Origin of the sequence: Kitasatospora sp. NPDC015120, assembly GCF_043080305.1 — a bacterium.
GTDB lineage: Bacteria > Actinomycetota > Actinomycetes > Streptomycetales > Streptomycetaceae > Kitasatospora.
The window spans coordinates 41,084-62,603 of the sequence record NZ_JBIBVJ010000005.1; the positions used below are offsets into that span (position 1 = coordinate 41,084).

Below are 21,520 nucleotides of genomic sequence, written 5' to 3' on the forward strand. Positions count from 1 at the left end.
GAGTTCGAGGGCCCCCGGCGGCAGGGTCGCGACCGGTCCGGCCGTCCGGCTTGACCCTCGACCCGGTCGAGGCCCCAGAGTCCTGGTCATGGAGAGCGACCTGCGCAGCATCGGAGAGCTGGCCCGCGACAGCGGCCTGAGCGTGAGCGCCCTGCGCTTCTACGACGGCGCCGACGTGCTCGCCCCCGCCCGGGTCGACCCGCGCACCGGCTACCGCTGGTACGCGCCCGGCCAGCTCGCCGACGCCCGGCTGCTCGCCCGGCTGCGCCGGGTCGGCCTGCCGCTCGCCGGCATCCGGGCCGTGCTCGGCGCGGCCGCCGGCAGCGGCGCGGCCCACCAGGTGCTCGACGCGCACCTGCGCCGGCTGGAGGGCGGCCTCGCCGACGCCCGCCGGGAGCTCTCCCTGATCCGTCGGCTGATCGACCAGAGGGAGAACCCGATGACCACCACCCCCGCCGAGCACCGCTTCACCGTCCCCGCCCGCGCCCTGGCCGAAGCCCTGGACGCGGTCCGCTTCGCCGTCGGCGGCGACCCCGGACTGCCGGTCCTCTCCGGCGTGCTGTTCGACCTGGACGGCGGCCTGTTGCGGCTGGTCGCCACCGACCGTTACCGGATGGCCCTCGCCGAGGTCCCCGTCGGGATTCCCGCCGGCGCCCCGGCGGCCGAGGCCCCCGCGGACGGCGTCCCGGTGGCCGCGATCGTGCCGGCCGCCCTGGCCGACGCCCTCCGCGCGCTGCTCGGCGCCGGCGCCGGCGCGGTCGAGCTGGCGCTCGGCGGCGGGGCGGTGCGGATCGAGGTGGACGGCCACCGGATCGAGGGCGCCGCCCTCGACCACGACTACCCCGACTACCGCGCGCTGATCCGGCTGGATCCCGTCCGCCGGGTCGGGCTGGCCGCCGCCGACCTGCGCGCGGCGGTCGCCTCCGCCCCGACCCGCAGCCTTCCGTCCGGCCCGGACGGCACCGACTGCGAGGTCGCCGTCCTGACCGTCGACGAGGCCGGCCGCCTCACCGTCGCCGCCCCCGCCGCGAACGGCGGCACGGACGGCGGCACCGGCACCGGCGGCGGCGCGGATGCCGGGGCCGGGGTTCCGGGCCCGGACGCCCTCCGGGTGGCGGTCAACCGGGACTTCCTGCTGGAGGCCCTCCCGGCCGCGCCCGACGGCCGGCTCGTCCTCGAACTCGGCGGCCCGATCGCCCCCCTCGCCATCCGCACCCCCGGCCGGCCCGGCACGTTCTCCGTCCTGATGCCGGTCCGCCTCCCGGCCTGACCCGGCGAGCCTGACCCGGCGAGCCCGGCCCGGGTCGGGCCGGCCCGGGCCGGGCGGGGGTGTTTGCTGATGCTAGCGCCGCGCTTGCAGAAGCAAGCGGACTGGGGCAGGGTGGTCGCATGGCCTCCCTGAACGTCGGCTCGCTGGGCGAGTACATCCGCGAACAGCGGCGCAACGCGCAGTACTCGCTGCGGCAGTTGGCGGAGGCCGCCGGCGTGTCCAACCCCTACCTCAGCCAGATCGAGCGAGGGTTGCGCAAGCCGAGCGCGGAGATCCTGCAGCAGATCGCCAAGGCGCTGCGGATCTCGGCGGAGACGCTCTACGTCCAGGCCGGGATCCTGGAGGAGCGGCGTGGTGAGGGCCTGGAACTGCGGGCCTCGATCCTGGCCGACCCACTGATCAACGAGCAGCAGAAGCAGGCGCTGCTCGCGGTCTACGACGCCTTCCTCAAGGAGAACGCCGCCGGGAGACCGTCCGGCGCGCACGAGGGCGGGGGCGGGAGCGCGGACGAGCACGAGGGCAAGGCACCCTAGACACCACGGGAGGACCGGCCGTGCCGATCACGGACGACATCAAGAAGACCCTGACCGACCCCACCCCGCTGTACGCCCTCGCCGGCGCCGGGGACCTCGCCTACCGGAAGCTGCGGGAGGTGCCGGGCCGGGTCGAGGCACTCGCGGCCGACCGCAAGGGCGCCCAGGAGAAGGCGACCGCCCGGCTGGCCGAGGCCCAGGCCCGGCTCGCCGAGGCGCAGACCAAGGTCACCGACACGGTCGGCGCGCTGCCGGCCGACCTCAAGGTCCTGCAGGAGAAGGCGCAGACCTTCGCGCTCCAGCAGGTCGGCCGTGCCGTCGAGCTTGCGGTGAAGGCCAAGGAGACCTACGACGGACTGGCCGAGCGCGGCAAGGTCGCGGTCGAGCGCGGGCGCGGCGACGGGGCCGGCCCGGAGGAGGCGATCGCCGAGCGGATCGACGCGGAGGCGGACGGGGGCGAGCTCGTCGAGGGCGAACTGCTCGACGAGGAGGCGCCCGCCGCCGGGCGCGGCCGGTCCCGCAAGAACGCGCAGTAGCGCCCGAGGAGCCCGGGCGCATTCTGCGCCGCCGGGTCGTTGACCCCTGGGCGGACGCCCCGCCGTGCCAGGATGGACGGACGGGGTGCCGCAGCGAGACGAGGAGGCCGTGATGGGCGGAGTGGCCCAGATTCTGTTCCTGGACTACCTGAATCCGTTCTGGTGGCTGGCCGTCGCCATCCTGGGCTACAAGCTGTTCGCGCTGATCGACGCCGCCACCCGTCCGGAGGACGCCTACCGGGCCGCCGACAAGAAGACCAAGGGCTTCTGGCTCGCGGTCCTCGGCATCGCGTTCGGGCTGGACCTGCTGTTCGGCGCGAACTTCATGACCAGTTTCCTCACCCTGGCGGGCCTGGTCGCCGCGATCGTCTACGTGGTCGACGTCCGCCCGGCGATCCGGGCGCTCACCAACCGGGGCGGCGGCCGGGGCGACCAGCGCAACATGGGGCCGTACGGGCCCTGGTGACGGCGGGACGGGCGAGCCCCGGCGTCCGGCGGGCCCACCCGCCCGGACACCGGGGCTCGTTCGCGCGCGGAGCCGGTCGCGTCCGGGCCCGCGCGGGCGTCTCAGCCCAGCAGCAACTGCGCCGGGTTGCGCTCCAGCAGCAGCACCGCGACGTCGTCCGTCAGGGCGCCGCCGTTCAGCTCCTCGACCTCGGCGATCGCGCTGTCGACCAGCCGGCCCCGGGTGAGCCCGGCGGACTGGTGGTCGCCGATGAGGTCGGCCAGGCCGTCCTGGCCGAGCCGGCGGGAGCCGGCGCCGATCCGGCCCTCGATCAGCCCGTCGGTGTAGAGCAGCAGCCGCCAGCCGGGGCGCAGCTCGAACCGGTGGGCCGGCCAGACGGCCTGCCCGTCGTCGCAGGGGAGCAGGCCGAGTGCGGGGCCGGCGTGGTCGGCGGGCAGGCCGATCGGGCTGTGGTCCTCGCCGAGCAGCAGCGGTGGCGGGTGGCCGGCGAGGTGGAGCCGGGCCTGTTCGGCGGCCTCCGGGGCCTCGGCGTCGGCCGGCTCGATGCTCAGCATGCAGAGCGTCGCGAAGATCTCGTCGCTGCGCCGTTCGTGTTCCAGCACGTGCTGCAGCGTGGTCAGCAGGGTCTCGCCGGTGAGGCCGGCGAAGACCAGGGTCCGCCACGCTATCCGCAGTGCCACGCCGAGCGCGGCCTCGTCGGGGCCGTGGCCGCAGACGTCGCCGATCACCACGTGGACGGTGCCGTCCTCGGTGCGCACGGCGTCGTAGAAGTCGCCGCCGAGCAGGGCGCGTCGTCGGCCGGGGCGGTAGCGGCGGGTGAAGGAGAGGTTGGCGCCGTCGAGCAGCGGGGTGGGCAGCAGGTGGCGCTGCAGCCGGGCGTTCTCCTGGCCGCGCAGCTCGGCCTCGACGAGCCGGCGCTGCGACTCGTCGGCGCGCTTGCGCTCGACGGCGTAGCGCAGGGCGCGGGCCAGCAGGGGGCCGTCCGTCTCGTCCTTGACCAGGAAGTCCTGGGCGCCGGCGGCCACGGCGGCCGCGCCGAGTTCGGCTCCGGCGGCGTCGGTGAGCACCACGACGGCGGTGTGCGGGGCCCGGCGGAGCAGTTCGTGCAGGCCCTCCAGGCCGTCCGAGGAGTCCGAGGGGTGCGGCAGGTCGGCGGACGCGGCGAGGTCGAGCAGCACGCAGCTGAAGTCGCCGCGGGTGGGTTCGGGGGTGCGGGAGCGGCCGCGCCGGGAACCGGGCGGAGCGGGGTTGAGCAGGGTGAAGGCCTGGTCGAGGCCGCGGGTCCAGTGGATCTCGATCGGGGCGCCGCTGTCGGCCACCGCGGCCTTGAGCAGCTGGGCGTCGGTGGCGTCGTCCTCGATCACCAGCAGCTTGAGCGGGGCGCCGGCGGCGGGCTCACGGACGGCGGGCGCGGGGGCGGCCGGGAGCGCGGGTGCGGCGTCCGACCGGGGGTGGGGTATCGGCGCGGGCGCCGTGGCCGGGCCGGCGGGCTGCCGGGGCGGCGCGGGGGAGCGGTCGGGGGCGGGCCGTTCGTGCTCGGACTGTTCGAGGGCGGGTCCGGGGCGGGCGCCGTTCCGGGCGTCCGGCGGGTCCGCGGCACCAGGTGCCCGCCCGTCTCCCGTTGCGGGCATCGGCTGATCCTCCCTTTCCCCGCATGCGTAACGGTCGGCGTCCGTCCGCAGTGCCCGCGTGGCACCCTGCGCCGGGGAACTTCTCGCGACCATAACGTGATCTCCGGGGATTTCTCTGACCGACCGGCACCGGTGTGGCTATCGCCACGCCGGTGGCGGTGTGTTGGATGGATGGCGTGGGTACGGGTCGAGGCCGGTTCCGGCGGGTGCCGGGCCGGGCGAGGGAAGGGGTTGTGCGATGTCGACGCGGATCACCCTGGTCGAGGGTGACATCACGGCACAGCAGGTGGACGTCATCGTGAACGCGGCGAATTCCTCCCTGCTGGGCGGCGGTGGGGTGGACGGTGCGATCCACCGCCGGGGCGGGCCGCGGATCCTGGACGAGTGCCGCGGGCTGCGGGCCTCGCGGTACGGGCGGGGGCTGCCCACCGGGCAGGCGGTGGCGACCACGGCCGGCGACCTGCCGGCCCGCTGGGTGGTGCACACCGTGGGGCCGGTCTACCGGGCGGACGAGTACGAGGAGCGGGCGGAGTCGCTGGCCTCCTGCTACCGCACGTCGCTCCGGGTGGCGGCGGAGCTGGGTGCGCGCACGGTGGCCTTCCCCGCCGTGTCGGCCGGGATCTACGGGTGGCCGCCGGCGGACGCGGCCAGGATCGCGCTCGGCACCGTGGCGGCGGTGACGGCGGAGCCGGGGAGCGGGCCGGAGGAGGTGCGGTTCGTGTTGTTCGGGCCGGAGATGCACGGGGTGTTCGAGGAGGTCGGACGGGAGCTGGGGCTGACGGGGCGGGAGTGAGGGCCCGGCCGGGTCCCATGGTGGCGTGACGAGGCGTCAACACGCCAGAGATATTCGATAACTCGTTCGAGTGAAACCGTGGACTCGGTCACCGTGCCCGGCCGGGCGGCGGAACCGGTCGCGCCGGACCGCTCAGGGAGCCAGGGCCGTCCACGGCAGGGTGACCTCGCCCTGCCGCCACCGCCCGCGCGCGTCCACCAGCGGCCACGCCCCGGCCAGCGCGGTGCAGGCGGCCACCCAGCGCTGCCGGGCGCCGAACGCCCCGTACGGCGCGGCCGCCGCCCAGGCGCGGTCGAAGTCGCGCAGGAAGGCGTGCACCGGCCGCCCCGGCACGTTGTGGTGGATCAGCGCCTTCGGCAGCCGTTCGGCCAGGTCGGACGGCCGGTCGAGGCCGCCCAGCCGGGCCGCGAAGGTCACCGTCCGCGGCCCCTCCGGGCCGAGCGCCACCCAGACGTGCCGCCGGCCGATCTCGTCGCAGGTGCCCTCGACCAGCAGCCCGTCCGGCGCCAGCCGGTCGCACAGCCGCTCCCAGACCCCGGCCACCGCCGATTCGTCGTACTGCCGCAGCACGTTGGCGGCCCGGATCAGCTGGGCGGGCGCACCGCCGTCCAGCGGCACCTCGAAACCGCCGCGCCGGAAGGTCAGCAGCGGCGGCACCGCGTACGGCAGCGCCGCGGCGACCCGGGCCGGTTCGATCTCGATCCCGACCACCCGGACGTCCGGCCGCACCGCCCGCAGCCGCCCGGACAGCTCGACGGCCGTCCACGGCGCCGCGCCGTAGCCGAGGTCGACGGCGACCGGCGGGTGCCCGGCGGAGCGCAGCGCGGGCCCGAGCGCGTGGGCGATCCAGCGGTCCATCCGGCGCAGCCGGTTGGTGTTGGTGGTGCCGCGGGTGACGGTGCCCACCGGCCGCCCGGCCCGTCCGCGGGCGGGCGCGCTCACGGTGTCGGGGGAGGAGGCGGCCATGCCCCACAGGGTACGGGCCCGCCGGCGGCGGCCGGCGGCGCGGCCCGGGCGCGGTCCGCTCCCGCCCCGGCGTGGCCGATCTCATGCCGCGACCCGGGAATGCCGGTCGAGGACCGCGTGGTTGGCAGACTGATGGTGATGTGTGCCCGGACGGGGCAGCAGGCCGGCGTACCGCACCGGGCGCCGCGGCTGTGCGGCAGCGCACACACCGGACAGCAGGCAGAACAGCAGGCAGCAGGCAGACAGGGCTGCCGAGGCGGGCAGTACACGAGGAGGCTCCAGCCAGGTGATCCAGCACCCCGTCCGTTCGGTACGCCGTGCCCAGCCGGCCACGCCCGCGCGCGGCCGGCTCCAGTCGCTCGTCCAGGGCGGCGCCCGCCGCCGCCCGCGCCGGATAGCCATGCTCAGCGTCCACACCTCCCCGCTGCACCAGCCGGGGACGGGCGACGCGGGCGGCATGAACGTCTACATCGTGGAGCTGGCCAAGCGCCTGGCCGAGCTCAACATCGAGGTCGAGGTGTTCACCCGGGCCATCTGCTCGGACGACGCGCCCACCGTGGAGCTGGCCCCCGGCGTGCTGGTCCGGCACGTCACGGCGGGCCCGTACGAGGGCCTGCTGAAGGAGGACCTGCCGGCCCAGCTGTGCGCCTTCACCCACGGCGTGCTGCGCACCGAGGCCGGCCACCGCCCCGGCCACTACGACCTGGTGCACTCGCACTACTGGCTCTCCGGCCAGGTCGGCTGGCTGGCCGCCCAGCGCTGGGGCGTGCCGCTGGTGCACACCATGCACACCATGGCCAAGGTGAAGAACGCGGCGCTGGCCGAGGGCGACACCCCCGAGCCGCCGGCCCGGGTGATCGGCGAGACCCAGGTGGTGGAGGCGGCCGACCGGCTGATCGCCAACACCACCGAGGAGGCCGCCGAGCTGGCCCGGTTCTACGCGGCGCGCCCGGACCAGCTGGCCGTCGTCCACCCGGGCGTCAACCTGGACGTGTTCCGCCCGGCGGCCCCGGGCGCCGTGGAGGCCCGCCGGGCCGCCCGGGCCGGGCTCGGGCTGCCCGCCGACGCCGCGGTGCTGCTCTTCGCCGGCCGCATCCAGCCGCTGAAGGCGCCGGACGTGCTGCTGCGCGCGGTCGCCGTCCTGCTGGAGCGGCGCCCGGAGCTGCGCGAACGGCTGGTGGTGCCGGTGGTCGGCGGTCCGTCCGGCACCGGGCTGGCGCGGCCGGAGAGCCTGCACAAGCTGGCCGCCCAGCTGGGCATCGGCGACGTGGTGCGGTTCCACCCGCCGGTGGGCCAGGCGCTGCTCGCCGAGTGGTACCGGGCCGCGACGGCGCTGGTGATGCCCTCGTACAGCGAGTCGTTCGGGCTGGTCGCGCTGGAGGCCCAGGCCTGCGGCACACCGGTGGTGGCGGCGGCGGTGGGCGGCCTGCCGGTCGCCGTCCGGGACGGCGAGACGGGCACCCTGGTGGGCGGCCACGACCCGGTGGACTGGTCGCACGCGCTGGAGCCGTACGTCACCGACCCGGAGCTGGTGGCCCGGCGCGGCGAGGCGGCGGCGCGGCACGCGGCCGGCTTCGGCTGGGACACCGCCGCCGCGACCACCGCCGAGGTGTACGCCGGCAGCCTGGTCCGGTCGATCGGCCGGCTCGCCGGGGCGCGCCAGCGGCGGGCCTGAACCGCGCGGCGGCCGCGCCCGGTGCGCGCTGCTGCGCGCGGACGTACCGCCGAGTAACGTCACCCCCATGGCAATCCGCACCAAGGACGAGGCCCTGACCCTCCTGCGCACCGCCCTGGACGAGGCGGGGGTGGCCTGGGAGCCGGCCCCCACCGACCCGTACACCCTGGTGGCGACGCTCCCCGGCACCCGGAAGCTGAGCACCACCTGCGCCCTGCGGGTCGGCGACCACACCCTCTCGGTGAACGCCTTCGTGGTCCGCCGCCCGGACGAGAACCACGAGGCCGTCTACCGGTGGCTGCTGGAGCGCAACACCCGGCTCTACGGCGTGGCGTACGCGGTCGACCCGCTGGGGGACGTCTACCTGGCGGGCCGGCTCCCCCTGGAGGCGCTGACCCCGCAGAGCGTGGACCGGCTGCTGGGCACGGTGCTGGAGAACGCCGACGAGCCGTTCAACACGCTGCTGGAGCTGGGCTTCGCCACGGCGATCCGGCGGGAGTGGGAGTGGCGCACCAAGCGCGGGGAGTCCACCCGCAACCTGGCCGCCTTCGCCCACCTCGCCGCCCCGGCCGAGGCGCCGCCCGCCGAGTAGGGGCCGGCCGGGGCGTCAGCCGCCCGCCGCGGCCCGCTCCGGCTCACCGGCCGGCGCCGGGCCGGGGACCTTCGCGGCGCCCGGAACCGGGCCCGGAACCGTGCCGGGGACCTCTGCCGTGCCGGGGACCTCTGCCGTGCCCGCGACCGGGACCGGGGCCGCCTCCGCCACCACCGCGGACTTCGCCAGCGCCGCCCCCGGCCGCCGCCCGAGCAGCACGTACCCGCCGGCGGCCACCGTGCCGAGCACCGCGCACGCCCCCCACATCACCCCGCTGCCGGCCCGCTCCAGCAGCACCCCGCCCGCCGCCGGGCCGAGGAACGAGGCGAGCGACCAGGAGAGCGAGTACACGCCCTGGTAGCGGCCGCGCGCCTCGGCCGGCGACAGTTCGGCGACCAGGCCCATCATGGTCGGCGCGTTGAGGATCTCGCCGAGCGTCCAGACCGCGACGGTGAAGGCGTAGAACCAGGCGGAGGAGCCGGCCAGCGCGGTCAGCCCGAAGCCCCAGCCGATGAACAGCGCGCTGGCGACCAGCAGGGCGGTGCGGTCCCGGCCCTCCATCCAGCGGGTGAGCGGGATCTGCAGCACCACGATCAGCAGGCCGTTGAGCCCGATCACCAGGCCGTACTGGGTGGAGGTGATGCCGGCCCGGCCCATGTCCACGGCCAGCGTGGTGGAGCCCTGCTGGGCGACCAGGGCGAGCAGCAGGTTGAGCACCACCACCGCCATGAAGCGGCCGTCCTGGAACACCTCGGCGAGTCCGATCGCCGGCCGCCCCGGCGCTCCGCCCGCGGCCGCCGCGGGCGTCCTCGACGCCTCGGGCCTGGTCTCGGGGATCCGCACGAAGATGACCACCGCGCAGACCACCGTGGAGAGCGCGTCCAGCAGGAAGAGCGTGAGGTAGCCGTGGGTGGCGATCAGGCCGGCGACCGCCGCGGAGAGGCCGAAGCCGATGTTGATCGCCCAGTAGTTGAGCGCGAAGGCGCGGACCCGGTCCTCGGCGGGCACGATGTCCGCGATGATCGCCGAGGTGGCCGGCCGGGTCGCGTTGTTGCAGAAGCCGACCAGGAAGGCGACCACCGCGATGGCCACCTGCCCGTCGGTGAAGCCGAGCAGCGCGGTGAACAGGGCGGTCCCGAGCTGGGCGGCGACCAGGGTCGGCCGCCGGCCGATCCGGTCCGCCAGCACACCGGCGACGACCGAGGCGAACGCCGAGCCCAGGCCGAACAGCGCGGCGACCAGGCCCGCGTACGAGGCCGAGTAGCCCCGTTCGGTGGTCAAGTAGAGTGCCAGGAAGGTGACGACGAACCCGCCCAGCTTGTTGATGAGCGTGCTGGTCCAGAGCCACCAGAACTGGCGCGGCAGCCCGGTCACCGCCTCGGCGACGGCTCTGGAGGCGCGGGCGGACAGGGCGGAGTCGGGCATGTGGGGGCTCCCGGGCAGGCTGACGTCCGCTGAGCCGTACGGGCAGGACCGCTCAGCGGGAGGGTAAGAGTCTCTGGCGCGGTGCACACCTTACTCGCAGCGGTGAGGTCCCGGCCAGGGGTTTTCCGGGCTCCACTAAGCTGGGGGCCATGGCTGACACGACGTACCGACTCATCCTGCTCCGCCACGGCGAGAGCCAGTGGAACCAGAAGAACCTGTTCACCGGTTGGGTCGACGTCGACCTCAACGAGAAGGGCGAGAAGGAGGCCGCGCGCGGTGGCGAGCTGCTCGCCGCCGAGGGCTTCCTCCCGGACGTGCTGCACACCTCGCTGCTGCGCCGTGCCATCCGCACCTCGCAGATCGCCCTGGACAAGGCCGACCGCCACTGGATCCCGGTCAGCCGCAGCTGGCGCCTGAACGAGCGGCACTACGGCGCGCTCCAGGGCAAGGACAAGGCCCAGACCCTGGCCGAGTTCGGCGAGGAGCAGTTCCAGCTCTGGCGCCGCTCGTACGACACCCCGCCGCCGGTGCTGGCCGACGACGCCGAGTACTCGCAGGCCGGTGACGCCCGCTACGCGGAGATCCCGAGCGAGCTGCGTCCGCGCACCGAGTGCCTCAAGGACGTCGTCGAGCGGATGCTGCCGTACTGGTACGACGCCATCGTCCCGGACCTCGCCGCGGGCCGGACCGTCCTGGTGACCGCGCACGGCAACAGCCTGCGCGCGCTGGTCAAGCACCTCGACGGCATCTCCGACGCCGACATCGCCGGCCTCAACATCCCGACCGGCATCCCGCTGGTCTACGAGCTGGACGCCGACTTCAAGCCGCTCACCAAGGGCGGCCGCTACCTCGACGCCGAAGCCGCCGCCGCCGCGATCGAGGCCGTCAAGAACCAGGGCAAGAAGTAAGCCGCTTGCCGCTACGGCCCCTCACCCGCGCCCCCGGCGCCGGCGAGGGGCCGTTGTCATTCCCGGGCTCGCCATTCCCGGGCCGTCCGCGGGCCGGTGCCTGTCGGGTGCAACTCGCTTGCAGGTGGGGCGAGTTCGCAGGGCCGTAAAAGTGGTTCAGACCATTGACGGTGCCGGTGGCGGCTCCTACCGTGTGAGCACCGACCCGGCGCAGGCATGCCATCCCCCACGCGCGCGTGTCCGCGCCCGGCGCACTCTCCATCCACCCCCACGGAGGAGCACCATGCGCACACGTCATGTCGTCGGAGCCGTGATCGCCGCCCTCGCGGTGCCGGTCGCGGTCGCCCTGCCGGCGCAGTCACACGGCTACATCACCACTCCGCCCAGCCGGGCCGCGCTCTGCGGCGCGGGCACGGTGACCGGCTGCGGAGACATCCGCTGGGAACCGCAGAGCGTCGAGGGCCCGAAGGGCTTCCCGGCCTCGGGGCCGGCCGACGGCACCATCTGTGCCGGGGGCAACAGCCGGTTCGCCGAGCTGGACGACCCGCGTGGCGGCGCCTGGCCGGCGACCGCCGTCTCGGCGGGCCAGCGGCTGACCTTCACCTGGCGGTTCACCGCCCGGCACGCCACGTCCGGCTTCCGGTACTACCTGACCAAGCCCGGCTACAGCGCCACGCAGACGGTCACCCGGGCCAATCTGGAGCTGACCCCGTTCCTGAACGTCCCCTACAACGGCACCCAGGTGCCCAGCACGCTCAGCCACACCGCGACGCTGCCGTCCGGCCGGACCGGTCACCACGTGGTCGTCGCGGTCTGGGACGTCGCGGACACCGGCAACGCCTTCTACTCCTGCGCCGACGTCACCTTCTGACGCAGCGGACCCCGCCGGCGCCCCGGCGGTGAAGGAGGCCGGGGTGCACGGCCGTCTCCCACGGCAGCCGTGCACCCCGGAGCTCCGCGGCGGCACCGGGGGAGGGACGGGCGACCGCCTCAGCGGCCGCAGCAGCCGCCGTCGACCCCGCCGCACTGGCAGGGTGCGCCGGACTGGCAGCCGCAGCCGCAGCCCGGGCCGCAGCCGCAGCCGGCCGCGAGGACGGGCAGCAGCTTCGGGGCGGGTGGTTCGATGGTCTCGGGAGCCGATGCCGGGCCGGTCGGGTTTGCCTTCATCGCGCTGACCCCTCCTTCTGACGGGCACACCTCGGTGCCTACGGATTCGAGTGAAACCGCAGACCGGAGGGAGCGTCAACGGGCGCGCAGTGGTGGGGAGTCCGGCCGTCCGTGCTTCCCCACCACCCCGGCCCGGGGGTTTACCGCACCCCGGGTTCCCCGGGACCGCGCCCGGAGGTCACTCGACCTCGGCCGCCGCCTCGGCGGCCGCGACGAACTCGTCCACGTGCTCGCCGGTCACCAGGTACACCACGCGCTTGGCCACCGAGACCGCGTGGTCGGCGAACCGCTCGTAGTAGCGGCCGACCAGGGTGACGTCCACCGCGGTCTCGATACCGTGGTGCCAGCGCTCGTCGATGAGGTGCGCGAACAGCTCGCGGTGCAGCGCGTCGATCGCGTCGTCGTCCTGCTCCAGCTCCAGCGCCTTGTCGACGTCCTTGGTGGCGATCACCAGGCCGGCCTTGGCGACCAGCCGCTGCGCGAGCTGCCCCAGCTCCAGGACGGTCGCGTGCAGGTCGCCGGGGACGGCCGACTCGGGGTAGCGCAGCCGGGCGACCTTGGCGACGTGCTGGGCGAGGTCGCCGCAGCGCTCCAGGTCGGCGCTCATCCGCAGCGAGGTGACGACGATGCGCAGGTCGGTGGCGACCGGCTGCTGACGGGCGAGCAGGTCGATCGCCCGGTTCTCCAGCTCGTGGTGCAGCTCGTTGATCTTCTCGTCGGCGGCGATCACGCTCTCCGCCAGCGCCAGGTCCGCATCGAGGAGCGCGGTGGTGGCCCGCCCGAGGGCCGAACCGACCAGCCGGGCCATCTCGACCAGGCTGTCGCCGATCGAGTCGAGTTCCTCGTGGTACGCGTCGCGCATGTTCTCTCCTCAGTAGCTGTGTCGGTGGCGGTGCCGACCGGCCATCCGGTACGACGCTCCGAACGACGTGGGGATGGCCGCTGCTGGTGGCGCGCATCGTACGCGCACACCCGGGGCGGCGGACGGCCGTCCGGCCGGACCGCCCCTCCCACACGGGCTCCGGCGCCCACTTTCGGCCGTCCGGGCGACCACGCACGACCCGTTCGGTGAACCGGCAGCTACTTGAAGGTGAATTCTCGGCAACGCGCGGCCGATCCCTTGATCGGGCCCATGGGGAGTGCTCGCACCGTGCGCTTAGGCTGGCTTCATGGACGTGAACGTGGCCGCCGCCGCTGCCTGCGCCATAGCCGGGCTCGGCGTCGGCCTCACGGCCTCGATCGCCTTCCGTTGGAGCGAGCGCGAGCAGGCCAGGGGCAGGTACGGCGGAACCAACCGCACCCAGGGCCGCGCCCAGGGCCTGGGCCCCGCGCAGGAACCCCCGCTGCCGCCGGGGGTCGACACCGTGCTCTCCGTGCTGCGGTCCTGCGCGATCGTGCTCGGCGAGAGCGACGACGTGGTCAAGGCCAGCTCGGCGGCCTACGCGATGGGCCTGGTGCGCGGCGGCGCGGTCGCCGTCGACCAGCTGCTCGCGCTGGCCCGCTCCACCCGCCGGGACGGCGAGATCCGCCAGCTCGAACTGGAGCTGCCCCGCCCGGGCGCGGCGCGCGCCGCCGAACCGCTCGCGGTCTCGGCCCGGGTCGCCCCGCTGGGCTCCCGGCTGGTGCTGGTGCTGGTCGAGGACCAGACCGAGCGCCGCCGGGTGGAGGCGGTCCGCCGCGACTTCGTCGCCAACGTCAGCCATGAGCTCAAGACCCCGGTCGGCGCGCTCTCGCTGCTCTCCGAGGCGGTCGCGGACGCGTCCGACGACCCGGAGGCGGTGCAGCGCTTCGCCGGCCGGATGCAGATCGAGGCGACCAGGCTGGCCAGCCTGGTCCAGGAGATCATCGACCTCTCCCGGGTCCAGGACGACCGGCTGATGGTCGACCCGGAGCCGGTCGCGGTGGACGAGCTGATCGCCGAGGCGATCGACCGCTGCCGCCAGCAGGCCGCCGCCAAGCAGATCCTCATCGCGGCCGGCGGCATCGCCGGCCTCTACCTGCACGGCAACCGCGGCCAGCTCGCCGCGGCGCTCGGCAACCTCGTCGAGAACGCCGTCAACTACAGCCCGCCGCGCACCAGGGTCGCGATCGCCACCCGCCGGATCTCCAGCGCCGCCGCGCTGGGCGAGGCCGACGGCGAGCTCATCGAGATCTCGGTGACCGACCAGGGCATCGGCATCTCCGAGAAGGACCGCGAACGGGTCTTCGAACGCTTCTACCGGGTCGACCCCGCACGCTCCCGGCAGACCGGCGGCACCGGCCTCGGCCTCTCCATCGTCAAGCACGTGGCCGCCTCGCACGGCGGCACCGTGTCGGTGTGGAGCGTCGAGGGCCAGGGCTCCACCTTCACCCTCCGCCTGCCCGCCGGGCAGGCCCCCGTGGACCGGCCCCGTGCGGGGGAGTCCGCGGAACCCCTGTCAGAAACAACCCCCCAGCTTGCCCCGGAGGCCTGATCGTGACCCGAGTACTGGTGGTCGAGGACGAGGAGTCGTTCAGCGACGCCCTCTCGTACATGCTCCGCAAGGAGGGCTTCGAGGTGGCCATCGCCGCCACCGGCCCCGATGCCCTGGAGCAGTTCGAACGCAACGGCGCCGACCTCGTCCTGCTCGACCTGATGCTGCCGGGGCTGCCCGGCACCGAGGTCTGCCGCCAGCTGCGGGTGCGCTCCAACGTGCCGGTGATCATGGTCACCGCCAAGGACAGCGAGATCGACAAGGTGGTCGGTCTGGAGATAGGCGCGGACGACTACGTCACCAAGCCCTACTCCACCCGTGAGCTGGTCGCCCGGATCCGCGCGGTGCTGCGCCGCCGCGGCGAGAACGAGGGCCCCGGCGACGGCGGCGGCCCGGGCGCCCTGGAGGCGGGCCCGGTCCGGATGGACGTCGACCGGCACGTGGTGACCGTGGACGGCGCCAAGGTCGACCTGCCGCTCAAGGAGTTCGACCTGCTGGAGATGCTGCTGCGCAACGCGGGCCGGGTGCTCACCCGGATGCAGCTGATCGACCGGGTCTGGGGCGCGGACTACGTCGGCGACACCAAGACGCTGGACGTCCACGTCAAGCGGCTGCGGGCGAAGATCGAGCCGGACCCGGGCGCGCCGCGCTACCTGGTCACGGTCCGCGGTCTCGGCTACAAGTTCGAGCCGTAAGCCCGGCCGCGGACCCGCGAACGCCCCCCCGGCACCGGCCGGAGGGGCGTTCGCGTCTGTGCGGTGCGGCGGGGCCGGGCCTCAGTGGGCGGCCGGGACCGCCGGGGCCGACGACGCGCCGCCCGTGGCGGGGGCCGCCGGAGTGGTGGCCGCCGGGGTGGTGGCCGCGCCGCTCGCGGCGGGGGCGGCCGGGGTGGCGGCACCGGTGGCCGGCGCGGCCGGGGTGGCGGCCTTGCTCGGCACGGCGGCCGGGGCGGTCGGACCGAAGCCCTTGTACAGGTCCTTGTTCGGGCTGACGTGCGCCTCGGTGTCGAGCTTGTCGTGGTTCTTGAACGTGAAGGAGGTCGCCACGTAGCCGCCCACGGTCACGGTGGCGGAGGCGACCCTGGCGGTCGGGTTGCCCGGACCGCCGAGCAGCACCGCGCCGCCGGCCGGGACGGAGATGCTGGTCAGCGGGGCGCCCTTGTCGTCGGCGAAGGTGGCGGGGGAGCCGCCGGCGACGGTGATGGACTGCAGCTCAAGCGCCTCGGTCCCGCTGTTGCTGATGTTCACCGTCACGTTGGCGGGGCCGGTGTGCTCGCCGGAGGACTCGTCCCCGGTGACCACGACGATGTTGTTCAGGCGGACGTCGGTGCCCAGCGTGGCGGCCGCGTTGTCCGGCTTGATCTGCAGGGTGGCCGGGGTGTTCCCGGCGGCGCAGGAGGACAGCGGGGCGATGGCCAGGGCGGCGAGGGCGGCGATGCTGCCGCGTCGAAGGCTGCGGCTCACGGCGGCGGCTTCTCCTAAGTCACGTGTCGGAAGGTCAGGTCTCAGATTATCGACCTCGCTTATGCCGTCCTCACGGGGTGGTCCCTTCGTGTCGCGCGCCCGGGGCGGACGGCGTCCGGACGGCGGCACGTCCGCGTGTCCAGGTCAAGCGCCGACCAAGATCGCATCACGATCCGGAAACGACCTGATAAACGGTGAAAACCCAAGATCAAATCACGGTTTCGGGCGCGTTGCCAGAGGTTTCAGCGGGCGGCGGAACCGCCTCCGACCTGCGGGAAGCTCTCCTCGAACACCGGTCGCAGCACGTCATGGGGGTCCTTGTCAAGCCCCGAGACCGGCCCTGACCTGCGAAAACGCCCTTCGGGTGCGCCGAAAAGCGTGTTATTCTGGAAAGCCACGGAAGGGGTCCTGTCACATGACGTTCAAGGTTGGCGACACGGTGGTCTACCCCCATCACGGGGCCGCGCTGATCGAGGCCATCGAAATTCGCCAGATCAAAGGTGTGGACAAGACCTACCTGGTGCTCAAGGTGCAGCAGGGAGACCTGACGCTCCGCGTGCCCGCCGAGAACGCGGAGTTCGTCGGCGTGCGCGATGTGGTCGGCCAGGAGGGTCTGGACCGGGTCTTCGAGGTGCTGCGCGCACCGTACACCGAAGAGCCGACCAACTGGTCCCGTCGCTACAAGGCGAACCTGGAGAAGCTCGCCTCGGGCGATGTCATCAAGGTCGCCGAGGTCGTGCGCGACCTCTGGCGTCGCGAGCGCGAGCGCGGCCTCTCCGCCGGCGAGAAGCGCATGCTCGCCAAGGCGCGCCAGATCCTCGTCAGCGAGCTCGCGCTGGCGGAGAACACCAACGAGGACAAGGCGGAGACGCTGCTCGACGAGGTGCTCGCCTCGTAGCGGCCGTCCGCTCCACAACGCTCACAGCGCCCGATGCCGGCGCGCCGCCCACCGGACCCCGGGTCCGCGGGTGGTGCAGTGGCACTTCGGGCGCTGAGGCGTGTCCGGACGACGCCCCCGCACCCGAGCGGCCTGGCCGGCCTCGGGTCCGCATGACCGTTTCTGCTGCTGTGCGGGCGGAACACGGTGGTGCTTCGGAAGGGGTCCGCGCCCGTCGTGCACGCCATGGCCATACCCACTTCGCCGAAGGAGTGAAACCTGAACGCCACAGCAGCAGTCGCAGCAGCAGTGGTGCCCGCCGCCGGCCGCGGTGAGCGCCTGGGGCCGGGGGCCCCCAAGGCCCTGCGTGAACTGGGGGGCGTGCCGCTCCTGGTGCACGCCGTCCGGGCGCTGACCCGCAGCCGCGCGGTCGGCCTGGTCGTGGTCGCCGCCCCCGCCGACGGGGTGGCCGAGGTGGTCGCCCTGCTCGACAGCCACGGGCTGGAGGGCAAGGACATCCGGGTGGTGGCCGGCGGGGCGACCCGCCAGGAGTCGGTCCGGCTGGGCCTGGCCGCCATCCCGGCCGAGGTCGGCATCGTGCTGGTGCACGACGCCGCCCGTCCGCTCGTCCCGGTCGAGGTGGTGGACGCGGTGGCGTCCGCCGTCCGGGCCGGCGCCGAGGCGGTGGTGCCGGCGGTGCCGCTGGCCGACACCGTCAAGCGGGTCGAGCCGGTGGCGGGCGGGCCCGAGCCGGTGCTCGACACGCCCGACCGCGCGACCCTGCGCGCGGTCCAGACCCCGCAGGGCTTCCGCCGGGAGACGCTGGCCGGGGTGCACGCCAAGGCGCTGGCCGAGGAGACCGCGCAGGACGGGGCCGGTCTGCCGCCGGTCACCGACGACGCGGGCCTGGTCGAGCGGTTCGGCGGCCGGGTGGTCGTGGTGCCCGGTCACGAGGAGGCGTTCAAGGTGACCCGTCCGCTGGACCTCGTGCTCGCCGAGGCCGTACTCGCCCGCCGGAGGGCCGCCGATGCCTACTGATCCGCAGACGCCCGTCCTTCCCCGGGTCGGCATCGGCACCGATGTGCACGCCTTCGAGCCCGGCCGCCCGCTGTGGGTCGCCGGGCTGGAGTGGCCCGGCGCCGAGGCGGGCCTGGCCGGGCACTCGGACGCCGACGTGGCCGCCCACGCCGCCTGCGACGCGCTGTTCTCGGCCGCCGGGATCGGCGACCTGGGCGCGCACTTCGGCACCGACCGGCCGGAGTGGGCCGGTGCGTCCGGGGTGACGCTGCTCGGCGAGGCGGCCCGGCTGGTCCGCGCGGCGGGCTTCGAGATCGGCAACGTCGCGATCCAGGTGATCGGGGTCCGGCCGAAGATCGGCAAGCGCCGGGCGGAGGCGCAGGCCGCGCTCGGCGCGGCGGTCGGCGCCCCGGTCTCGGTCTCCGGGACGACCACCGACGGGCTCGGACTCACCGGGCGCGCGGAGGGGCTCGCGGCGATCGCCACCGCTCTGGTGTACGAACGGCGTTGACGTCCGCGGAGGAGGTCCGGGAACAATCCGCGACTGACGGGTGTTCACCGGGTGTCCTGCGGGCCCGAGTCGATAGTGTTCGTCCGGGCCCGCGCGGGCTTCCCCTCGGGCCGTACCCGCCGCCGACGAGATGAGGTTTCCGATGAGTGCCCAACTCTCCGACCGGGCCAAGGCCCTGCTCGACGCCAAGAGCTTCGCCGTGGTCTCCACGATCCAGCCCGACGGCAGCCCCCAGTCCTCCGTGGTCTGGGTGACGCGCGACGGCGAGGACATCCTGTTCTCCACCGTCGAGGGGCGTCGCAAGCACCTCAACCTGCTGAAGGACCCGCGGGTCTCGCTGCTGGTCAACCCGCCGGAGAACCCGTACACCTACCTGGAGGTGCGCGGCGAGGTCTCGCTGACCCGTGAGGGCGGCCGGGAGCTGATCGACGAGCTGTCCCGGAAGTACCAGGGCAAGGACTACGACTACGACGGCCCGCAGGACGTGCGCGTGGTCGTCCGGATCACCCCGCGGAAGGTGGTCGGCTCGATCTGAGCCGCCCGGCGCGGCGGGGGGCGGTCCCGGGCCTCACCCGGCGGAAAAGGCTCCGCCGGGGGTCTTGACATTCCGGAATGTCGCGGGGCACCCCCCGCCGCCCACTACGCTTGACGCTGTGAGCATTCGACTGTACGACACCAGCACCCGACAGGTACGCGACTTCGTCCCGCTTGTACCGGGTTGTGTCTCGATCTACCTGTGCGGCGCTACCGTCCAGTCGGCGCCACACATCGGGCACGTCCGGTCCTACCTCAACTTCGACGTCATGCAGCGGTGGTTCGCCTACCGCGGCTACCAGGTGACCTTCGCCCGGAACGTCACCGACATCGACGACAAGATCATCGCCAAGGAGCGCGAGCTCGGCACCCCGTGGTGGCAGATCGCCTACGAGAACGAGCGCGCCTTCAACGACGGCTACAACGCCCTCGGCTGCCTGCCGCCGACCGTCGAGCCGCGCGCGACCGGGCACATCCCCGAGATGATCGAGATGATGCGCGGCCTCATCGAGAAGGGCCACGCCTACGAGGCGGACGGCAACGTCTACTTCGACGTGAAGTCGTACCCCGACTACCTGGCCCTCTCCAACCAGAAGCTGGACAACCTCCTGCAGCCCTCCGGCGAGGGCGAGACCGGCAAGCGCGATCCGCGCGACTTCGCGATGTGGAAGTCCGCCAAGCCGGGCGAGCCGAGCTGGGAGACCCCGTGGGGCCGCGGCCGTCCGGGCTGGCACCTGGAGTGCTCGGCGATGGCCCACAAGTACCTGGGCGCGGCCTTCGACGTCCACGGCGGCGGGCTCGACCTGATCTTCCCGCACCACGAGAACGAGATCGCCCAGTCCAAGGCCTTCGGCGACGACTTCGCCAACTTCTGGGTGCACAACGCCTGGGTCACCATGGCGGGCGAGAAGATGAGCAAGTCGCTCGGCAACTCGGTGCTGGTCTCCGAGATGGTCCGGCAGTGGCGGCCGATCGTGCTCCGCTACTACCTGGCGGCGCCGCACTACCGCTCGATGATCGAGTACAGCGAGGAGTCGCTGCGCGAGGCCGAGGCCGGCTTCGGCCGGATCGAGGGCTTCGTCCAGCGCGCCGTCGAGCGCTGCGGGGCCGTCGACGCGGCGCCCGAGGTGCCGCCGGCCTTCGCCGAGGCGATGGACGACGACCTGGGCGTGCCGCAGGCGCTCGCGATCGTGCACACCGCCGTCCGCCAGGGCAACAGCGCCCTCACCGCGGACGACAAGGAGAGCGCGGTGGCGCGCTTGGCCGAGGTCCGTGCGATGCTCGGAGTACTGGGTCTGGACCCGCTCGACCCGCAGTGGGCCGGGACGGAGCGCGGCGAGGACCTGCACGGCGTGGTCGACTCGCTGGTCCGGCTCGTCCTGGACCAGCGCCAGGCGGCGCGGGCCCGCAAGGACTTCGCGACCGCGGACGCCATCCGCGACCAGCTCGGCCTGGCCGGGCTGGCGATCGAGGACACCCCGTCCGGCCCGCGCTGGACGATCAACAGCCAGTAACCCCCCGGCGACCGGGGGGTGAGGTGGGCCGTACCGGACCGGTGCGGCCCTCCCGCATGACGGAGCGCATGCCGTCGGGCGCCACCGGTACGTCCGGGGCGGCCGGCCATGCCGGACAGACAGACAGGAAGTACAGCCATGGCCGGCAACAGCCAGCGCAGGAACCGCCGCAACCCCGGGTCGAAGAAGGGCGCGAGTGTCGGTACCGGCGGCCACAGCCGGAAGGCGCTCCAGGGCAAGGGCCCGACCCCGCCCGGTGAGGAGCGCAAGGGCCACCCCAAGCAGCGGGCGGCCAACGCCGCGCTGAAGCGCGAGCGGGACGCCAAGGCCCGGGCCGGCATGCGCCGCGCCGGGGGCGGCGGCCGGGGCGGCCGCGGCGGCGCGGGCAGCGCCGAGCTGGTCTTCGGCCGCAACTCGGTGGTCGAGGCACTGCAGGGCGACGTTCCGGCCAACGCGCTGTACGTCCAGCAGTTCATCGACACCGACGACCGGGTCCGCGACGCCTTCCAGGCCGCCAACGACCGCGGCATCCCGCTGATGGAGGCCCCGCGCCCGCAGCTGGACCAGATGACCGGCGGGATGAACCACCAGGGCCTGGTGCTGCAGGTCCCGCCGTACGAGTACGCGCACCCCGAGGACCTGCTGGACGAGGCCGCGGACTCCGGCCGGGACGCGCTGATCGTGGCGCTGGACGGCGTCACCGACTCCCGCAACCTGGGTGCCGTGGTCCGTTCCGCCGCCGCCTTCGGCGCGCACGGCGTGGTCATCCCGGAGCGCCGGGCGGCCGGCATGACCGCCGGTGCCTGGAAGACCTCCTCCGGCGCGGCGGCCCGGCTGCCCGTCGCCCGGGCGACCAACCTCACCCGGGCCCTGGAGGCCTACCAGAAGGCCGGTCTGATGGTGGTCGGCCTGGCCGCCGACGGCGAGGCCGAGATCGGCGACCTGGAGGCGCTGACCGGGCCGGTGGTGATCGTCGCGGGCAGCGAGGGCAAGGGCCTGTCCCGGCTGGTCTCGGAGACCTGCGACCTGCGGGTGCGGATCCCGATGTCCGGGCTCACCGAGTCGCTGAACGCGGGCGTCGCGGCCGGCGTCGTGCTGTACGAGGCGGCCCGCCTGCGCAGCAAGGCCGGCTGACCTCCGGGGGCGTGCGGACCTGAGCACGGCCCGGGCGTCCGGCACAAGGCGTTCT

23 protein-coding genes are annotated in these 21,520 nt (G+C 74.2%); 17 read left to right on the forward strand and 6 right to left on the reverse strand.

Annotation, left to right across the window (positions count from 1 at the left end):
- The first annotated feature begins 88 nt into the window (after positions 1-88).
- From ACF1AK_RS14325 to ACF1AK_RS14340, 4 genes are all read left to right on the forward strand, one after another.
- Positions 89-1,270: a MerR family transcriptional regulator gene (locus ACF1AK_RS14325; RefSeq protein ID WP_391499107.1), complete on the forward strand. Its 1,182-nt coding sequence runs from the start codon at positions 89-91 to the stop codon at positions 1,268-1,270.
- A 119-nt stretch (positions 1,271-1,389) separates the two neighbouring features.
- Entirely contained in the window at positions 1,390-1,803 is a 414-nt protein-coding gene (locus ACF1AK_RS14330) for a helix-turn-helix domain-containing protein (RefSeq protein ID WP_391499108.1), read from the forward strand.
- Positions 1,804-1,823: 20 nt separating this feature from the next.
- On the forward strand, positions 1,824-2,339 hold the full coding sequence (locus ACF1AK_RS14335; protein ID WP_391499109.1) for a hypothetical protein: 516 nt from the start codon (positions 1,824-1,826) through the stop codon (positions 2,337-2,339).
- Between the two features lie 112 nt (positions 2,340-2,451).
- On the forward strand, positions 2,452-2,805 hold the full coding sequence (locus tag ACF1AK_RS14340; RefSeq protein WP_380229649.1) for a DUF2516 family protein: 354 nt from the start codon (positions 2,452-2,454) through the stop codon (positions 2,803-2,805).
- Between the two features lie 101 nt (positions 2,806-2,906).
- Here the strand turns inward: ACF1AK_RS14340 and ACF1AK_RS14345 are convergent, their stop codons facing one another.
- Complete coding sequence (locus tag ACF1AK_RS14345) at positions 2,907-4,436, reverse strand: SpoIIE family protein phosphatase (protein ID WP_391499110.1); 1,530 nt, start codon at positions 4,434-4,436, stop codon at positions 2,907-2,909.
- Positions 4,437-4,674: 238 nt separating this feature from the next.
- Between ACF1AK_RS14345 and ACF1AK_RS14350 the strand changes: the two genes are divergently transcribed.
- On the forward strand, positions 4,675-5,229 hold the full coding sequence (locus tag ACF1AK_RS14350; protein ID WP_391499111.1) for an O-acetyl-ADP-ribose deacetylase: 555 nt from the start codon (positions 4,675-4,677) through the stop codon (positions 5,227-5,229).
- Between the two features lie 132 nt (positions 5,230-5,361).
- Here the strand turns inward: ACF1AK_RS14350 and ACF1AK_RS14355 are convergent, their stop codons facing one another.
- The gene (locus ACF1AK_RS14355; RefSeq protein WP_391499112.1) at positions 5,362-6,195 is read right to left on the reverse strand and encodes a class I SAM-dependent methyltransferase; all 834 of its coding nucleotides are present in this window, start codon (positions 6,193-6,195) and stop codon (positions 5,362-5,364) included.
- Positions 6,196-6,484: 289 nt separating this feature from the next.
- Between ACF1AK_RS14355 and mshA the strand changes: the two genes are divergently transcribed.
- Entirely contained in the window at positions 6,485-7,870 is a 1,386-nt protein-coding gene (gene mshA, locus ACF1AK_RS14360) for a D-inositol-3-phosphate glycosyltransferase (RefSeq protein WP_391499452.1), read from the forward strand.
- Between the two features lie 67 nt (positions 7,871-7,937).
- On the forward strand, positions 7,938-8,462 hold the full coding sequence (locus ACF1AK_RS14365) for a YbjN domain-containing protein (protein WP_391499113.1): 525 nt from the start codon (positions 7,938-7,940) through the stop codon (positions 8,460-8,462).
- Positions 8,463-8,477: 15 nt separating this feature from the next.
- Here ACF1AK_RS14365 and ACF1AK_RS14370 read toward each other — a convergent pair whose 3' ends face one another.
- Positions 8,478-9,887: an MFS transporter gene (locus ACF1AK_RS14370; protein ID WP_391499114.1), complete on the reverse strand. Its 1,410-nt coding sequence runs from the start codon at positions 9,885-9,887 to the stop codon at positions 8,478-8,480.
- Between the two features lie 149 nt (positions 9,888-10,036).
- On the opposite strand from ACF1AK_RS14370, the gene ACF1AK_RS14375 reads away from it, so the two are divergent.
- The gene (locus tag ACF1AK_RS14375; RefSeq protein ID WP_391499115.1) at positions 10,037-10,795 is read left to right on the forward strand and encodes a phosphoglyceromutase; all 759 of its coding nucleotides are present in this window, start codon (positions 10,037-10,039) and stop codon (positions 10,793-10,795) included.
- Between the two features lie 283 nt (positions 10,796-11,078).
- Complete coding sequence (locus tag ACF1AK_RS14380; RefSeq protein ID WP_391499116.1) at positions 11,079-11,666, forward strand: lytic polysaccharide monooxygenase; 588 nt, start codon at positions 11,079-11,081, stop codon at positions 11,664-11,666.
- 119 nt (positions 11,667-11,785) lie between these two features.
- Here ACF1AK_RS14380 and ACF1AK_RS14385 read toward each other — a convergent pair whose 3' ends face one another.
- The gene (locus ACF1AK_RS14385) at positions 11,786-11,962 is read right to left on the reverse strand and encodes a hypothetical protein (protein ID WP_391499117.1); all 177 of its coding nucleotides are present in this window, start codon (positions 11,960-11,962) and stop codon (positions 11,786-11,788) included.
- Between the two features lie 178 nt (positions 11,963-12,140).
- On the reverse strand, positions 12,141-12,824 hold the full coding sequence (gene phoU / locus ACF1AK_RS14390) for a phosphate signaling complex protein PhoU (RefSeq protein ID WP_391499118.1): 684 nt from the start codon (positions 12,822-12,824) through the stop codon (positions 12,141-12,143).
- Between the two features lie 307 nt (positions 12,825-13,131).
- On the opposite strand from phoU, the gene ACF1AK_RS14395 reads away from it, so the two are divergent.
- Together ACF1AK_RS14395 and ACF1AK_RS14400 are read left to right on the forward strand one after the other, a co-directional pair.
- Complete coding sequence (locus ACF1AK_RS14395) at positions 13,132-14,415, forward strand: sensor histidine kinase (RefSeq protein ID WP_391499119.1); 1,284 nt, start codon at positions 13,132-13,134, stop codon at positions 14,413-14,415.
- Positions 14,416-14,417: 2 nt separating this feature from the next.
- On the forward strand, positions 14,418-15,110 hold the full coding sequence (locus ACF1AK_RS14400) for a response regulator transcription factor (RefSeq protein ID WP_030305055.1): 693 nt from the start codon (positions 14,418-14,420) through the stop codon (positions 15,108-15,110).
- A gap of 81 nt (positions 15,111-15,191) precedes the next feature.
- Here the strand turns inward: ACF1AK_RS14400 and ACF1AK_RS14405 are convergent, their stop codons facing one another.
- Positions 15,192-15,878, reverse strand: coding sequence for a DUF461 domain-containing protein (locus ACF1AK_RS14405; RefSeq protein ID WP_391499120.1), 687 nt, complete (start codon positions 15,876-15,878; stop codon positions 15,192-15,194).
- A 415-nt stretch (positions 15,879-16,293) separates the two neighbouring features.
- Here ACF1AK_RS14405 and ACF1AK_RS14410 point away from each other — a divergent pair, with 415 nt between their 5' ends.
- The 6 genes from ACF1AK_RS14410 (at position 16,294) to rlmB (ending at position 21,465) form a co-directional block, all read left to right on the forward strand.
- Positions 16,294-16,776: a CarD family transcriptional regulator gene (locus ACF1AK_RS14410; protein ID WP_030244332.1), complete on the forward strand. Its 483-nt coding sequence runs from the start codon at positions 16,294-16,296 to the stop codon at positions 16,774-16,776.
- Between the two features lie 258 nt (positions 16,777-17,034).
- Positions 17,035-17,793 (forward strand): 2-C-methyl-D-erythritol 4-phosphate cytidylyltransferase, encoded by a 759-nt coding sequence (gene ispD, locus ACF1AK_RS14415; protein WP_391499453.1) that lies wholly within the window; start codon positions 17,035-17,037, stop codon positions 17,791-17,793.
- Positions 17,783-18,283 carry a 2-C-methyl-D-erythritol 2,4-cyclodiphosphate synthase gene (ispF, locus tag ACF1AK_RS14420; protein ID WP_391499121.1) on the forward strand — a complete coding sequence of 167 codons (501 nt, stop codon included), beginning with the start codon at positions 17,783-17,785 and terminating at the stop codon, positions 18,281-18,283. The genes ispD and ispF overlap by 11 nt, the downstream gene beginning before the upstream one ends.
- 142 nt (positions 18,284-18,425) lie before the next feature.
- Positions 18,426-18,818, forward strand: a complete 393-nt coding sequence (locus ACF1AK_RS14425; RefSeq protein WP_391499122.1) for a PPOX class F420-dependent oxidoreductase — start codon at positions 18,426-18,428, stop codon at positions 18,816-18,818.
- A 118-nt stretch (positions 18,819-18,936) separates the two neighbouring features.
- The gene (gene cysS, locus ACF1AK_RS14430) at positions 18,937-20,331 is read left to right on the forward strand and encodes a cysteine--tRNA ligase (protein ID WP_380294164.1); all 1,395 of its coding nucleotides are present in this window, start codon (positions 18,937-18,939) and stop codon (positions 20,329-20,331) included.
- A 138-nt stretch (positions 20,332-20,469) separates the two neighbouring features.
- Positions 20,470-21,465 (forward strand): 23S rRNA (guanosine(2251)-2'-O)-methyltransferase RlmB, encoded by a 996-nt coding sequence (gene rlmB, locus ACF1AK_RS14435; protein WP_391499123.1) that lies wholly within the window; start codon positions 20,470-20,472, stop codon positions 21,463-21,465.
- The last annotated feature ends 55 nt before the right edge of the window (positions 21,466-21,520 follow it).

Bases quoted from the DNA above. Each gene is read 5' to 3' on its own strand.
- ACF1AK_RS14325 (WP_391499107.1), top strand. From the start codon at position 89: ATGGAGAGCGACCTGCGCAGCATCGGAGAGCTGGCCCGCGACAGCGGC.
- ACF1AK_RS14330 (WP_391499108.1), top strand. From the start codon at position 1,390: ATGGCCTCCCTGAACGTCGGCTCGCTGGGCGAGTACATCCGCGAACAG.
- ACF1AK_RS14340 (WP_380229649.1), top strand. From the start codon at position 2,452: ATGGGCGGAGTGGCCCAGATTCTGTTCCTGGACTACCTGAATCCGTTC.
- ACF1AK_RS14345 (WP_391499110.1), bottom strand. From the start codon at position 4,436: ATGCCCGCAACGGGAGACGGGCGGGCACCTGGTGCCGCGGACCCGCCG.
- ACF1AK_RS14350 (WP_391499111.1), top strand. From the start codon at position 4,675: ATGTCGACGCGGATCACCCTGGTCGAGGGTGACATCACGGCACAGCAG.
- ACF1AK_RS14355 (WP_391499112.1), bottom strand. From the start codon at position 6,195: ATGGCCGCCTCCTCCCCCGACACCGTGAGCGCGCCCGCCCGCGGACGG.
- ACF1AK_RS14365 (WP_391499113.1), top strand. From the start codon at position 7,938: ATGGCAATCCGCACCAAGGACGAGGCCCTGACCCTCCTGCGCACCGCC.
- ACF1AK_RS14370 (WP_391499114.1), bottom strand. From the start codon at position 9,887: ATGCCCGACTCCGCCCTGTCCGCCCGCGCCTCCAGAGCCGTCGCCGAG.
- ACF1AK_RS14375 (WP_391499115.1), top strand. From the start codon at position 10,037: ATGGCTGACACGACGTACCGACTCATCCTGCTCCGCCACGGCGAGAGC.
- ACF1AK_RS14380 (WP_391499116.1), top strand. From the start codon at position 11,079: ATGCGCACACGTCATGTCGTCGGAGCCGTGATCGCCGCCCTCGCGGTG.
- ACF1AK_RS14385 (WP_391499117.1), bottom strand. From the start codon at position 11,962: ATGAAGGCAAACCCGACCGGCCCGGCATCGGCTCCCGAGACCATCGAA.
- phoU (WP_391499118.1), bottom strand. From the start codon at position 12,824: ATGCGCGACGCGTACCACGAGGAACTCGACTCGATCGGCGACAGCCTG.
- ACF1AK_RS14395 (WP_391499119.1), top strand. From the start codon at position 13,132: ATGGACGTGAACGTGGCCGCCGCCGCTGCCTGCGCCATAGCCGGGCTC.
- ACF1AK_RS14410 (WP_030244332.1), top strand. From the start codon at position 16,294: ATGACGTTCAAGGTTGGCGACACGGTGGTCTACCCCCATCACGGGGCC.
- ispF (WP_391499121.1), top strand. From the start codon at position 17,783: ATGCCTACTGATCCGCAGACGCCCGTCCTTCCCCGGGTCGGCATCGGC.
- ACF1AK_RS14425 (WP_391499122.1), top strand. From the start codon at position 18,426: ATGAGTGCCCAACTCTCCGACCGGGCCAAGGCCCTGCTCGACGCCAAG.
- rlmB (WP_391499123.1), top strand. From the start codon at position 20,470: ATGGCCGGCAACAGCCAGCGCAGGAACCGCCGCAACCCCGGGTCGAAG.